Raw genomic sequence first — 15456 nt, 5'->3', positions numbered from 1 at the left:
CCGCCGGTCTCAGAACCGGAACTCGATCTTTGCCAGCCCGCCGTAGGCCTCGCTGTTCTCGGTCAGGGCCAGATCGGCCCGCAGCGCCAGGGTCGTGCGCGGCGAGACCGGCAGGCGCAGGCCCAGGGACAGGTCGCCCTGGAAACGGTCGTTCTCCAGCGCCGCGTTCAGCGTACCGGCGCCGGCATCCGCGTCCGCCAGGACCGCGCTGGTCTCGGTGCCCGGGTCGGTCAGGTAGCCGGTGACCCCGGCCCGCAGATATGCCTGACCCCAGCCGCCGCCCATCGCAAAGACCCGCCCGATTTCCACCATCGGCGTCAGCGTCACCGCGTCCTGGGTCACGCCGTCGACCGCCCAGTTGTGATCGCCGCTGCCGTCTTCGACAAAGCCGTCCTGCCAGACCCGCGTGACCTGCAACGCCGCCGCGGGCTTGGCATAGAACCCGCCCGCCCCGGCAAAGACCCCGGATGCCCGCAGTTCGGCGCTGAGGAACCGGCCGCTGAGGTCCGAAGACGCCAGGTGCCGGTCGTCACCGCCCCAGTAGCTGCGGTCGTAATCCAGGTCGTAGACACCGTATCCCAGCGCCCCCGACACCGTCAGCGCGCCGAATTCCCGTTTCAGCGCCGCGCCAAAGCTGGCCCGGGGCCCCGATTGGGCAAAGTTGTCGCCGCTGATGCTGACGTCCTCGATCTGCCCGCCGATCTCGAGGAAGGTATCCTCGGCCACCATCCGCTGGGCGGCCAGCGCAAGGCCCCAGCTGCGGCTGTCATAGCCCGGCGACCCGTCATGTGCGTCCATGTGCCGGTTGGTGCTGATCACCTGTCCCCAGGTGCAATCCTGCTGGTGCAGGAAATCCATGCCCGCGCCGGGGTCCAGGACCGGGCAGCTCTGCAACACGCCATGCAGCGCCTGCGAGGCCAGGAGCGCCTGTTTCGGCCCCAACAGGTTTTCCTCCGGCACATGTTCCAGATAGAGGTCCTCAAGCTCGGCGCCCGAAGCCACGTTGAGCAAACCGGTCGCCAGCGTGCCAAAGGCATCGGAGGTCCGTGCATCGGTGGTGCCGGCCGCGCCGGCAACCATCACGTCATTGAAGAACGACGCATAGCCCAGCGCCGTGTCGCTCAGCGTCACCCCCGAGGCCGCGCCCGAGTAATCCACGCTGTAGGACAGCGAGACGGTTGCATTGCCGTCCTTGTCGGTGCCGTTTGCCGTCTTGTAGGTGACCGTGGCACTGTCCTGCACCGAGCTGGTCAACGAGGCGCTCAGGCTGTCCAGCGTGGCCCCGTTGGCAAACGACAGGATCTGCACCTTGCCGGAACCGCCGTTGGCCAGGCTGGTCTTGCCCGTCCAGTTCGGGGCGATCTTGCCGGTAAAGCTGACCTCGGGCGTTTTGCCCAATCCGTTGAACGCAATGGAATCCGACGTCACATCGCCGCTGGACGCATCCTGTGCCATGTCGACCTGGTAGGTCCCGGCCTCGGCAAAGCTGCCACCCAGGGAAAAGGCCGTGCTGCCCACCGTGCCCGCACCCCAGGGCGAGATCACCGCGCCCTTCTGACCGCTGTAATGGCCCAGCTTGCCCAGGTCGACCGTCGCCCCCGCGGCAAAGGTCGCCCCGGTGTAATTGTTGAGCTCGGCCCGGTAATCGTCGTCCAGCTCGATCGAGCCGGAGAGCAGCCCGCCATCCTCGTTGTGGATGCGGATCGCGCCGCCGCGATTGCGGATGACATAGGCGCTGGCACTGGCGCTTCGGATCGTGCCGGCGTTCCAGATCATGTTGGAATACTTGAGCGACCCGTTCGAATTGTAGCTCGCACGCCCGCCGAGCACCGCGATGGTTTCAAAGCCCTCCTTCGTGTCGGTGTTCGTCGTCTCCACCGTGGCACCGGCATCGACATAGATATGGCTGGTCCCCCGGCAATCGGAATCGGCCTGCTGGCAACTGCCATGCGCGGTGTCGTTGCCCTTGGGATCCTTGCTGCCGGTTTCCTCGACCACGGCCAGGATGGCCCGCGTGTCCGCCCCCTCGGCCCGCACCTGGCCGCCGACCTCGATCTTGATGCCGCCCGAGTAGTAATCGGACGAGCTGTCGGTATCGGGGTCCTCGTAGCTGTTGTCGGTCGTGCCGCCCGAGGACGACATGGCCACGATGCCATGCGCCCCGGCGCCGGTGGTCGTGATCGCCCCGTCGACGGCAATGTTGACATAGCCCGCATTGCCATCCGCGCCGGTGCTGCCGATGCCGGCGTTCACCCCGTCTTCGGCCATGCCCGACGAAATCTCGCCCTGGGCGCCACCGCCGCCACCGACGCTTTGGGCCCAGATGCCATGGGCGTCCTGGCCGCCCGTGGTGATGCTGCCGGCCGCGCCGACGGTGATTGCGACATCGCCGCCATTGCCCCCCTTGGCGCCATCCGCCTTTTGCGCGACCAGCGCGCCGAAGGTCTCAAGCAGGTCGACCAACTCGGTCACGACCGAGCCTTCGATATCGCCGGCCGACCCGCCGCCGCCGCCGACGGTCTGGGCAAAGATCCCCATCGCCCCGTCGCCGGCCGTGGTGATCGCCCCGGTGCTGCTGACGTCGATATCGCCGCCCTTGCCGCCGCCGCTGTCGCTCCCGGCCACGGTCAGCGAGGTCAGCAGCCCCTGCGCGCCATCGCCGCCCGAACCGCCACCGCCGCCGATGCTCTGCGCAAAGATCGCGGTGCCGCTGTCGCCGGAGGTGCGGATGGTCCCGCCGTTGCTGACCGAAACATTCCCGCCCTTGCCCGAGGCTCCGCCGCTGCCGCCGACATTGATCGTCCAGCTTTCCAGCAGGCTTCCCGGCAGTTCCTTGACCAGCTCGTAGACTTCCTTGACCGAATTGACCTTCTCGTAAACGTCGTAGACATCGGCCAGCCAGCCTTCGATGCCAGGCTCGCCATTGCCGCCGGTGCCGCCACCGCCGCCGACCGACTGGGCAAAGATCCCGTAGGACGCCGTGCCCGAGGTCGAAATCGCGCCCGAGCCATGTTCCACGGTCACCGTGTTGCCATCGCCCGAACCGCCGCCCGAACCACCCATCGTGTAGTTCAGCGTAAAGCCCTTCTGCTCGACGTCCGCGCCGGAGTCCTGCGTGTAGCCCAGCGTGTAGGCCCCGGCATTGCCGCCCGAACCGCCGCCGCCGCCGGTCGACTGGGCATAGATGCCATAGGACGTGTCCTGCATCGTGGTGATGTTGCCGCTGTTGATCACCTCGACCGTGCCGGCATCGGTCCCGGTCCCGCCCGAGCCGCCGACATAGGTGTTGAACCCGCCGTTCAGGTAATCGTCATCCTCGGCCGCAAATTCGCCGATATAGGCGATGCCGTAGCTGCCTGCGCCGCCGTTGCCGCCGATGGACTGGGCGAAGATGCCGTTGGAATTGCCGCCCGAGGTGTAAAGGTCGGCGGCATTGAGAACCCCCACGTCGCCGCCGGTCGCGCCCGTGCCGCCCGAACCGCCGACCGAGATCGTCGAGGACAGGTTGGCGCCCGTCGTGGCCGCGGCATAGAAGGCATAGCTGCCGCCGCCATTGCCGCCGTTGCCGCCGACCGACTGCGCATAGATGGCATCGGAATAATGGCCCTCGGTGGTGATGTCGGCACCGTCCAGGTTTTCCACCAGCACCGCGCCGCCGGTGCCGCTGTCGCCGCCGTCACCGCCGACGGTCACGTCCAGGCTCAGCGTCCCGTCCGCGCCGACATTGACCGTTGCGGCATAGACCGCGCCGCCGGTGCCGCCATCGCCGCCGGTCGACTGGGCATAGATGCCATAGGATTGATAGCCCGATGTCCTGATCGTGCCGGCATTGGCGACGTCGACCAGCCCGGCCGTTCCACCCTTGCCGCCGGTGCCGCCCACGGTCATCGAAATGTCGCCGCTGATCTCGCCGGCGTTTGTCTGGGCATCGGCGATCAGGCCGGCCTTGCCGCCCGCGCCGCCCTGGCTCTGGGCAAAGATGCCCTCGGAATTGTCGTCGTTCGTCTCCAGGTCACCGGCGTTCGCGATGATCACGTCGCCGCCGCTGCCGCCATCGCCACCATCGCTGCCGACCGAGATCGACATGCTCGCGACATCGACCGAGCCCGAGAAGGTGAATTCACCCAGCCCGCCGCCGCCGCCGATGCTTTGCGCCCAGATCGCCGCCGCGGCGGAACCATAGGTCAGGATGTCGCCCTCGTTCACCACGCCGACAAGATCCGAGGCATTGCCCGAGCCGCCGCTGCCGCCCACGGTGCCGTCGATCGAGGCTGCGGTGACATCCAGGTTCAACGTCGTGCCCGCGATCCCGCCGCCGCCGCCGGTCGATTGGGCCATGAGCCCGCGCGAATTGTTGCCCGAGGTGACGATGTCGCCGCTGTTGGCCACCTCGACCGTGGCGGCCGTGCCACCCACGCCGCCCCCGGCGCCCAACGTGGCTGCGCCCAGCGGTATCGAGCCGTAGTTGAGATTGTGGGTCGCGCCACCCTTGCCCCCGCCACCGCCCGTCGATTGCGCCAGGATGCCGTTGGAATTGTCGCCCTGGGTCAGGATGTCGCCGGTGTTGGCCAGGTGGACTTCGCCGCCGTCGCCCCCGTCGCCGCCGGTCGCGCCCGTCCTGACGCCGTTGTCCAGATTGACGCCCGCCGTTTCAAGATCGGTCACCGCGCTGGAGTCCCCGCCGCCGCCGCCGATCGACTGGACCAGGATGCCGTCGGAATGATCGCCATAGGTCGATACCGTCACCGAGGTCTCCAGCGTGACCGTGTCGCCGTTGCCGCCGCTGCCACCCGAGGCCCCGACGTTCACCCCAAAGCTGAGATCCGCGACCGAGGTCGTGTGGTAATGCCCGGCCGAGCCGCCGCCATTGCCGACGGATTGCACCAGGATGCCCGTCGAGGACGCGCCGCTTGTGGTGATCGAGCCGGCAAGGGTCACGTCGACCGTGGAACCGTCACCCCCGGTGCCGCCCCCGGTGCCGGCCTTGCTGTTGAAGGTCGTGATGATGTCGTTGTCGGTCACCGAGCCGCCCAGCCCGCCGCCGCCGCCGACCGATTGCGCCACGAACCCGTCCGACTCGACACCCTCGGTCGAGATATCGACGCCGTCGCTGCTGTCTGCCAGCGAGACCGTCACCGCGTCTCCATTGCCGCCGCCACCGCCGGCCGACCCGGTCATCGGCACAAAGACATCGATGTCTGCCCGGGTCGAGCCGCCGACCCCGCCACCGCCGCCATTCGACGCCACAACGACGCCATAGGACATGTCGCCTGTCGTGGTCACTTTCAGCAGGCCTTCCAGCAGGTCCAGCGATGCCAACGCGCCGTCACCGCCGCCACCGCCGTTGCCCCCCGATTGCCAGGCCCCCGAGGTCGACCCGGCCACGCCGCCGCCATTGCCGATGCTGGCCGCAACCAGGCCGATGCCGTAATCTCCCGAGGTGCCGATCGTCGTGTCGCCACCGATGGTCACGGCAACCTGGCCTCCGTCACCGCCGCTGCCGCCGGTGCCGCCAAGCGCGATGATGCCGTCTGCCCCGCCGCCGACCCCACCGCCGCCGCCAACGCTGAGCGCCAGCACGCCCGGCGCATAATCGGCCTGCGTGGTCAGGCTGTTGGTGCCCGTGAAGTCAAGCATCACGGTGCCCCCGTCGCCCCCGGCACTGCCGCTGCTGCCGAGCGCATCGAAGGCATCGGCCGTCGAACCGGTCCCGCCGCCGCCGCCCGAGCTGAGCGCGATCAGCGCCGCGGCATAATCACCCTGGGTGCTGACATGGGTGTCGGCCACATCCGCCTTGACCTCGCCGCCATCGCCACCGCTCTGGTCGCTGGCCCCGTAGCCCTCGACGCCCGAGCCCTTGCCCGCGGAACTGGCGAAACCGCCGACGCTTTGCAGCAGGATGCCGATCGATTCCGCGCCCTCGGTCGAGACGGTCGCATCGGAGAGCCTCAGCGTGACCGTTCCGCCGTCTCCCGCCCCCTCGGCTCCGCCGCCCGAGCCGGACCAGCCGCCCCCGCCGGCACCACCCGCGCCCCCGCCGCCGCCGGCACTCATCGCGTAGAGACCCAGCGCAGCGTCGCCCGACGTGCTCACCGACCCGCTGTATGTCAGGCTTACCGCGCCGCCCTGGCCGCCCTGGCCGCCATCGCCGCCATGCCCGGTGCCCATGCCGCTGCTTCCAATGCCCCCAGTGCCGCCATTGCCGCCCTTGCTCTGTGCATAGATGCCGTGAATGGCCTTGCCGCTCGTGGTGATGCTGTTCTTGCTGTCGGATGCGTCAAAGGTGATGTCGCCCCCATCGCCACCCGCACCACCGGTCCCGCCATAGGCCGTCCCGCTCGCATTGCCGTCGCCGCCCCTGCTGCCTGTGCCGCCGATGCTCTGCAGATGGATACCGGACCGCGAGGTCGATGACCGCTTGGTCGTCACGTCGACGTAATGGCCGTCGTCCAGTTCGACGATGATGTCTCCGCCCGCACCGCCTTCGCCGCCGGTGCCGCCGTAACCATGGGCCGAGCCGCTCTGCTTACCCAGTCCGCCGTCGCCCCCTTCGCCGCCCTCGCTGATGGCGACGATCCCGGGATATGACTTGGCGACGATGCCATGCGGCGTTTTCCCGCCACCGTCTTCGGATGCTGAAATCGAGATATCGCCACCGGCCCCTCCGGCCCCGCCGGTGCCGCCATGCGCCCGGGTGCCCCAGAACCGGAGATCCTCGTTGCCCCTTCCGCCATTGCCGCCGGTGCTGTGCAGATAGATGCCACCGGCGCTGCTTTGAAAGCCGTAGCCCTTGTCGAAATGCATGGTCACGCCCAGGCGCGCCCCGTCGGTGCCATCGCCGCCCGACTGGCCGTTCTCGGGGTGATGCCCGTTTTCCGAATACGAATGCCCCGAACCCCCGGTGTCCTGAAGGTTCAGCACGTAGTTCCAGCCCTTGCCGTGGTTGGCATTGATGTTGCCGGTCACGTTTTCATAGGTCACGTCGGTGACCGAACCATCTGTCTTGTAGATGTGCTGGATGTTGTTTCCCGAACATGTCTGCGAACTGCCACTGGCCGAACAGCCCGCCGCGGCCGGCTGCGCCAGCGCCGCCAAGGCCACGATCAGACCCCCTGCCAAGGCCGTCGATCCCCGCAGGGCCAGGCGGGCGCCACGGCCCCCGGAGATGGTAGACACGGGTGACACGGGGCTGATTTGAGCGGACATTCTGAAACTGACCTTCGATCCTCGGGCGGCAAAAATCGACCGCCACGGAAAATTTACCAGCACTAACAAACTGTTATGTAAAGAATTTTATCACATGCAGTGTGGGATTCACCGGATTTTACACGCATGTATCCACGCGCTTTGCGCGCCACACGCGCAGGCTGCAAGAACCGAACCGGCCGGGCACAACCAAGGGTCGACGCCGGCGCACAAGAACGGCCCGCGCAATACGGGCCGGACGACCCGAGCGGCACATCCCAGCCGCTGCAGAGGCGGCCCTGGTCAATCCAAACCATTCGTTTTTTGGAATGTACGACTGCACACAACCGGCCCCGCCGAACGAGATCCAGCCCGCATAGGTTGTGTCAAAATCATGGCAAGCAGAGGCCGACCGCCAAGCCCGGCGCGATACGGCAAAACGCGACGCAGGACATGCGCCGGGTCGGTTTTATTCCCTGGAATAAAATGGTGCCCGGGGGCGGAATCGAACCACCGACACGAGGATTTTCAATCCACTGCTCTACCCCTGAGCTACCCGGGCACGGGAGAGGTTGCTACCTCTGGGTCGCGGTGTTCTAGGCGTAACCGGCGAGGGTGTCCAGAGCCTTTTCGCGCCTTTTTTCAGTGAACCTCGCGTCGCTCTTCAACGGCTTCTGCAAGCTCGTCGAGTTCGTCATCGGTTTCGACCAGGGGCGTGCGATAGGCCCCGGTCATCCAGCGCCCCAGATCCAGGTCGGCGCAGCGGCGCGAGCAGAACGGGCGGTAATCATGGCAGGTCGGGGATTGGCAGATCGGGCAGGACATGGCCGCAGAGTGCCAGCCCCCGGCGCGATTGACCAGAGCCCGCCGCGCCGCATCCCCCACCCGGTCCACCGCAGCCCCGGCCGCGCGGGAAACACCCTCATACGCTCATGAAAAAGGCGCCCCGGGGGGGGGGGCGCCTTGGTGTCGTGTCCTGCCTGCGGCGGAGGTGGACGTAGGTTGGGTCCAAGCCACGGAAAATGCATACTTCATTTGTCATCCCGTACTTGGCCTGGCGACAATGTCCCGGGGTGTCAGACGCGGCCTATTCGTCCGCAATCTTTGACCGGACCATCCGATGAAACACACAAAAGCCGCGCCGCAGCGGTTTTTGTGCTCACAATCGGAATGTCGTCTGACCTATGCGCGCCCCACATCACGTCGCCCAGGTGGACACACAAGCTGGCAACGCCCATGCCGCCCAAGAACCCGAAGCGCTCGGAGCTCACACGACACACTCCCGGAGAAAAGATCCGCAAACGGAGCGGCCCTACGCGGGCAAAGGAATGGTTTCAATGCGCCATCACTCCGCAGGATCTGTAAGCTCGCTCAGCCCCATGATCCTGGAAAAGAGTTGCGCGGATGCCGAAGGGAAAGACCACTTGCGGGACGGCGTCACTGTCAGGCGTAGGCACCAGGAGGCCAAGGAGATCGGCCCCCACAGCACCTCCACCTACCGTTTTCCGCCCTCCAGGCCGCCAATGAGGCCATGGGGGCTGTTCGATGTCTGGAAGCATCCGATCAAAGGCAAGATTTAGGCCACATCGAGCACGATCCTGATCGGAAAGGCGAAGTTACCCTGCCTTCACAGCCAAGATACCGGTGACATCGAAGGCGCTCTGAACCGCGCTGTTGCGCAGATCGACAGCAGCCCGAACATGATCGGCGGTCGCCTTGGCCTCGATCACAACCGTGTCTTGTTCTCAAGGTTTGCCATCCCGTCATGGTGCTTTTCTTCGGCACCTTTGGCGGCAAACTGGTCCAAAAACCGCGACCACCTCTGACACTGCGATCCAGGAAGGATCGCGCTCGGCCAGATTGGCCGACAAGGTTCTTCTCGGCGGCATCGCCCGCGAAGAAAAAGCCATTGAACTGGAAACCCTGAACGACTGGGTAGCGGAGCAAGGCCGCGCACAAGGCGAGATGCCCTTCGACTTTGTTGACGCCGAAACCGGCGAGCAACGTGAGATCCGAGACCTAGTCTGGCGCAACGGTGTCCAGACCGATTTACCCGAACACGTTGCTGTTCCCCGGCGCAAGGGCGCAGAGCTGATCTCACTCGCAAGCGCGGCCGGATATCGGCACTTCACCTCGACGCGCGAGTTCAAGTCCTACGTCAGCCGCCTTTCAGCGTCCGGACAAGGCACCAACCCGGAAACGAGCGGCGCCGGTCAAGAACATGTACTTGGCCCCCTGTTCGGGCGCGGTGCAGCAGAGTTCGAATGCACCTACGAGTTCGGTGGCAACTGGCACCATCGGGGCGTGGTCGAACAGATGGCGGTCGCGGATCCACCTATCGACTGCCCCATCTATCAGGATGGTGCGCGCACCGGGCCGCAGGACGACATCAGCGGCCCGCCCGGTTTCAGGGATTTCCTGGAGGCTACGGCCAATGGCCATCACGCGGCGCACAAGGACATGCTCCGATGGTTATTGATCCGCGGGATTTCGGAGAGTCAGCCATTACCGCGGCGGTCCGCGACATCGCGGCCAAGCAGACGGTGGGGATGCTGGCTTTCGAGCGGAACCGCAAAGCGAGACAGCGAGAACGCGCCAGCGATGTCATTCATCCATGATATCAAAGCCATCTTCTTCGCCCGAAGGCTTGCTGCGCCTTTGTCGCCTCGGCCCAGCCTCCTTCTTTTTTCCCAGAGCGTGGTCCGCCATGGCGGGAGACGGATGGCCGGGAAACCCCTCCTCGAAGCCCTGCACCGTCTTTTTGTAGGTGAGCCCCAATGCCGACATCTTGCACAGCTCGCGCCCATCGGTCCCGTCCTTGAGCACGAGGCCGCCCCCCTTGGGCACCACTTCAAGACCCCGTTCTTTGAAGCGGTCGATAAACTCCTCCCACGACCGGCTTTCTGTGTAGATGCGCTGCGCAAGCGCAACGAGCGCAGCCGGATCATCCGACTCGATGGCTTTCGCAGGTTGCCCGCCTTGGGTCTCCATGCCGCCTGCCGGATAGGCACGGGCAACAGCACTGTCGACAGCTGTATCGGCCAACGACTCGGCAGGTGGCACCTGGCCCGGAGGGGCAAAGACCAGTTCGGGAAGGACGGTCTCCCATTCATCTCGGCGCGCGTAGTGCGCGTATTGCTCGTCGCCATCCGACTTTCGCCAATGGACCACAGCTCCAACCGCACCAGAGACCAAGACCTGCCCCGGCGGATGCTCCCATGACTTTGACATGCGCCCCAAGAGGCGGCCTTGCCGGTCCAGCAACTCCCAGTTGGGGACTCGGTAGTCCAGGTGTAGCGGGTCACCCACCCGGCATTCCTGGATTGCACGGTGCACCTCGTGCCGATCTCCCTGGCGACCGGCATATGACAGGTCGGCATACTTGAGGTTTGGCAGATGGTAGACCCTCGAAGGCAGTCCTCCAGCCGGGAAATGCGGCACGACCTGTCTTTCTACGACGCAGGGACTGCCGGGTTTCAGCAACGCATGCTCACCCGAAGCCATAACGATCAGGCCCTTTCTGGCCCGCGTCATCGCGACGTAAAAAAGCCTGCGCGGAGCATCACGGTCTTCGTTCTTCGATGCCCGGTCCCAACCGCCATCCAGAATAGCAACATGATCGAACTCTAGCCCCTTGGCCCGGTGCGCAGTCAGCAGGAGCAGCCCGCGCTGCTCGCCCCGTGTCTCACGGGACCATTCAGCCAGCCATTCGACGATATCGGGCACCGGCATGGTCTTTGTCTTCAGCTCTCTCGCCAGCTCGGCGATGCCTTCTGCCAACAGGTCGCCCCACTTGTTGCGCGACTGCTCGTTGAGGAGGTCGTTGATGTCGGCAACGCCCAGCAGCTCTCCCTGTCGCCGGCGCAGACTTGCCACGAGCGCCTGTGTCTCGCGCAGTCGCCAGATATTCGGTAGGTCCTGATTGGCCATTTCGACCTTGATACCCTGCCTTTCAGCATAAGTCCGGACCGCGCTGAGCCTTTTCCAGTCGCGAGAGATGATCGCGGTGCGGGTCCAAGACCAATCCGGGTCCAGCTTCGACAGCCGCACCATTTCGTCGACGGCAGCGATCGCCTGGGGCAGGTCGCCGGAGGGGACATTCAGCAGCTGAACCCGGCCCTGCCCGACGCCATCCGCCTTTGCGAGCACTCCACCTTCGGGATCACGCCTGCGATCTGTGTTGATCCTGATCTCATGATCCACCTTCATCCGATCCGGCGCCGCCGAAATCACCGCGTTGGCCGCCGCAATGATGTGATTGGTCGAACGGTAGTTCTCGACCAGGAAGGCCGGCCGCGCCTTGTAATCTTCTTCGAACTTCCGAATGAATCCGACGGAGGCGCCGTTGAAAGCATAGATGTTCTGATCGTCATCCCCGACGGCGAACAGGCTGAGCTTCAGGTCGGCATCCTCAAGAGATCTGCCCGCGACCGCCGAGATAAGTTGATACTCTTCCGGCCCGATGTCCTGATACTCGTCCACGAGGATCCAGCGATAGCCCTGGATCAAGGTCTCGCGCTGTGCTTCGGCTTCGGATTTCGACAGCCCCTCGCCCTCGAGCTGGTGCACGGCCTCCATCACGATGCCATCGAAATCTTCGGTGTCGGCCCGCTGGCCCACAAAACTGGCCCCCACGAGCTTCATCGCCAGCGCATGACAGGTGCAGACCGTGACGCCTATGGCATCGTCGCCGACCAGAGCGCGCAGCCGCACGCGGATTTCGGCCGCTGCGTGCCGGTTGTAAGCGAGAACCAGAATACCGCGCGGGTCCTCGCGTTTCATACGCAGCAGATAGGCGATCCGGTGGACCAGCACCCGCGTCTTGCCCGACCCCGGGCCCGCCAGGACCAGAACATTCGTCCGGTCCCGGTCATCTGTCACGATCTCCTGTTGGACCTTGTTGCCCAGCTTCTCGACGATCTCCTCCCAGGAGGCGCTGGTGGTCTGCCGTCGGACCTCGCGGCCCATGCCCGGCATCCACCGTTTCATGAACTGCTCCTTGTTGAGCAGGAAGTAGTCTTCGGACAGGCGCGATGCATCGCTCATCGCCCGCAGCCCTGTTTCGGCATAGGTCGCCATGACGTGGGTCTGGAGTGTTTGCTCGCCGTAGTGGTCCTCCAGCGGCGCGAAATGCGTCTGGGTGAACTGCCCCCCTGCCGGGTCGAGATAGACCGTCATGGCAGAACGGAACACCGTCAGACCCTTGCCAAGCGTCAGAACACCCTGTTCATGCAGCCACAGCAGCGCTCTTTCCATGAGCTTGGTCATGTCACCAATGCCACTGGTCTTCAGGAAGGCATCCTTATTCAGCTGTGCCAGCAGGTCGCCGACCGTTGTCTCAACCTGAAGATCCTTGCCCCGGGCGCCCTTGTCGAGCCGGCCTGTCAGATAGGTCAGAAGCAGTTCAGCCGCTTGCCACCGCAAGTTTGCCGTTGCCCGAACAATTCTCCAGGGCCGCACCAGGGTGACCATCAGCGTGTTGCGACTGACCTTGCGCAGGGAAATGTTCCCGCGACCGCCGTCCTGACTTCGGCCATCCTGGGCAATCCCCCGCACCAATCTGTCGACCGCATCGGGCCTGACATCCGAATGGTTCTTGTCGCGCAAGCTCTGACAGGTTTCAGCAAGGTTCAGCGGAACCGGGGTGCGGTCATCCATATCCGGCGCCAGCTCCTGCATGAGCGCGATCAGATCGCCCTCCAGCGCCGAAACCTGAGCCAGTCTCTGTGTCGAGGATTTGGCAACACCAACGTGCAAAAAGACCGTCATCGCAACGTCGTTGCGCGCGATACCCAGCGTTTCCAGCGTCGACATGGCCTTTGGCAGCGCACCGGGTGATATCCCCGCCACACCGCAAAGCTCATCGGTCGACACGCCTTCGTCAGCCGGGGCGGAGACCAGATGCGCCACGATGGCCAGAAGTTGGTTGCGATGCGCGAGGGTCAGGTCTGCCCCGGCCAACCGCTGCTTCGCCTCATCCACAGACCGCACCCGCAGGGAGGACGGGAACACCTGAACCCGGTTCTCTTCCCGCGATACAAGATGCGCTTCCTCCAGCCAGGACACGGCCGTCTTAACGCGGGTGTCGTCCGTTGCGCTGTCGCGCTCGAACGCCTGGTCTTTCTCGGACCGGACGATCTCACCCGATGTCGCGACGACCTTGCCGGTTTTCTTGGTCCGCTCGTCGATCCGACGCAGCGCCTTGAGGATTGCCCCGATTTCATGCCGGGCGAGGCGCGAACTGGCTGTCAGCCGGAACTGACGTTCCACATCGTCCGCCGTGAACAACAGGACGCAATGGGCGTCCTCGCGGTCCCGTCCGGCGCGCCCGGCCTCCTGAAGGTAGTTTTCCAAAGACCCAGGGATATCGGCGTGGACGACCAATCGGATGTCAGGCTTGTCGATCCCCATCCCGAAGGCGTTGGTCGCGGCGATCACGCGCAGCTCGCCCACCCGAAACTGTTCCTGCACGACCTGTTTGTCGTCCGCGCTCATCCCCGCATGGAAATGCGCCGCATCCACACCCTGAGACTTCAGGAACTCGGCCACCCGCTCGGTTTCCTTGCGCGAGGAACAATAAACCACCGCGCCCGAGCGCCCATCGGCGGGCAGCAGTTCGTCAAGGGCGTTCAGCACATCCGACAACTTCGAGGCCTTGGTCGTCGGCCGAACTTCGAACGCCAGGTTTGTCCGTGAGGCGCCTCCGTCAAGCGGCAACAGCTCGACCCCGGCCTTGGTCTGAAAGTGTTCGATGATATCCGCAACCACCTCGGGCTTTGCGGTCGCGGTGAGGCAGAGCACGGGCGCAGGTGGTTGATCGCCTGAGAACTCCCTGATGAAGCGGCCGAGATAGCGATAGTCCGGCCGGAAATCATGCCCCCATTTCGACACGCAATGCGCCTCGTCAATCGCCCATAGCCCTACTTCGCGCTGCGCCAGCACGTTCCGGATCGAAGGACTGCGAAGTTGCTCGGGAGAGATGATGAGGATCCCGGCATCGCCCATTCGGACCTTGTCGAGCGCATCCTGACGTTCCGGCATGGACATCATGCCGTTGATCGTGACCGAGCAGGAGATCCCGGCACGCTCCATCCCCTGAACCTGATCCGCCATCAACGCGACAAGCGGAGAGATCACCACCGTCAGCGCGCCGATCTTGTCGAACCGTGACAGCGCCGGCACCTGGTAGCACAGCGACTTGCCCGTCCCTGTCGGCAGGATCCCAAGCAGGCTGTTGCCGGACATGGCCTCGTCGACGATGCGTTCCTGCAGCGGGCGTCCATCCGGGTCGACCGGCTTGGGGCGAAAGCTGGGGAACCCGAACCACCTTTCCAGGGCGCGCACCGGGTCGTTCTGCTCGGCGCACCAGGTGCAGGTCGGATCCTTGCAAGAGGTGTCGCGCAGGTGCCTGACGATCAGAGATGCCTCGCGGAACTGCGCCCTCACCCAGGGAGGCATGACAGAGTCGCCGCCTGCCACCGTAATCCACGACAGGGCATAGGCCATCGGCCAGCCGTTCTGGGGGCTGCTCAGGCGTCGCAACGTTTGCTCAACACGCAACCCGCAGGCGCGCCCGGCAAGCAACCGCCTGATCGCTGCGCCAGCCTCGTCATAGCCTGGACAATTCTTGCCGCGCAGATAGGAAAACACGGCATCAAAGCCGCCGGCGCGTTCCATGCGTGTGGTCAGATAATGGTAGGCAACCAGCGCATCGGGCGCGTCCTCCTCCAGTTTTGCAAAAGCATCCAGCTGGTTGGCGAGCACCTCGAAGACAAGGCGCGCGTCCAGTTCGGGATCATTCACATGCCCGGAGGCAAGGCGCCCGTCATGATAGTGCTTCACCAGGTGATGGTATGGGTTCCGCGGGAAGGCCAGCGGGTTCAGCCACAATGTATCGATTGGCGCTCGAATGATTTGGCCAAGCCGGGGTCGTTTCGCGATCAGATGTTCGAGGTCGTGCTTCAGGACGTTATGTCCAATCGGATGCGCCACATCTCCGACCTGTGCTTCGAGTTGATCAAGGAACTCTTCGGAGATCCCGTCCATCGACTTCAGAGCCGGCCGTTCATCACCGCGCACGGCCGCCATACCAAAGATCTTTGCCCTGGAAGGATCGACCTCAAGATCGATTGACAGACACCGGGACAAAAGTTGGTTATGACGCATTTCCATAGGCTTATGAGTAGTGACGAGACAGCGCCGACCAAAGCCGCTTGATATCGTGGTGGCGGAAGACTGCAACAACGCACCCGATCCGACGGGCAATCATGC

General features: G+C 64.8%; 4 protein-coding genes, 1 tRNA gene and 1 pseudogene. 2 read left to right on the top strand and 4 right to left on the bottom strand.

Annotation, left to right across the window (positions count from 1 at the left end):
- Positions 1-9: 9 nt before the first annotated feature.
- The 3 genes from ACK3BB_RS07090 to ACK3BB_RS07080 form a co-directional block, all read right to left on the bottom strand.
- Positions 10-7119, bottom strand: a complete 7110-nt coding sequence (locus tag ACK3BB_RS07090; RefSeq protein ID WP_428928017.1) for a hypothetical protein — start codon at positions 7117-7119, stop codon at positions 10-12.
- A gap of 553 nt (positions 7120-7672) precedes the next feature.
- A tRNA-Phe gene (locus ACK3BB_RS07085) sits at positions 7673-7747 on the bottom strand.
- Positions 7748-7827: 80 nt separating this feature from the next.
- The gene (locus ACK3BB_RS07080; RefSeq protein WP_428928016.1) at positions 7828-8010 is read right to left on the bottom strand and encodes a DNA gyrase inhibitor YacG; all 183 of its coding nucleotides are present in this window, start codon (positions 8008-8010) and stop codon (positions 7828-7830) included.
- A gap of 1140 nt (positions 8011-9150) precedes the next feature.
- Between ACK3BB_RS07080 and ACK3BB_RS07075 the strand changes: the two are divergent.
- Both ACK3BB_RS07075 and ACK3BB_RS07070 read left to right on the top strand, forming a co-directional pair.
- Positions 9151-9600: pseudogene (locus ACK3BB_RS07075) on the top strand (IS1096 element passenger TnpR family protein); the annotation flags it as partial.
- Between the two features lie 53 nt (positions 9601-9653).
- A complete protein-coding gene (locus tag ACK3BB_RS07070) occupies positions 9654-9803 on the top strand; it encodes a hypothetical protein (protein WP_428928015.1) in 150 nt (49 codons plus the stop codon).
- On the opposite strand, the gene ACK3BB_RS07065 is transcribed toward ACK3BB_RS07070, so the two are convergent.
- Positions 9790-15273: a RecQ family ATP-dependent DNA helicase gene (locus tag ACK3BB_RS07065; protein ID WP_428928014.1), complete on the bottom strand. Its 5484-nt coding sequence runs from the start codon at positions 15271-15273 to the stop codon at positions 9790-9792. The genes ACK3BB_RS07070 and ACK3BB_RS07065 overlap by 14 nt on opposite strands.
- Positions 15274-15456: the final 183 nt, after the last annotated feature.

The organism is Marinibacterium sp. SX1, from assembly GCF_050389775.1.
Taxonomy (GTDB): domain Bacteria; phylum Pseudomonadota; class Alphaproteobacteria; order Rhodobacterales; family Rhodobacteraceae; genus Marinibacterium.
This window is presented reverse-complemented; position numbering and strand designations above follow the sequence as displayed.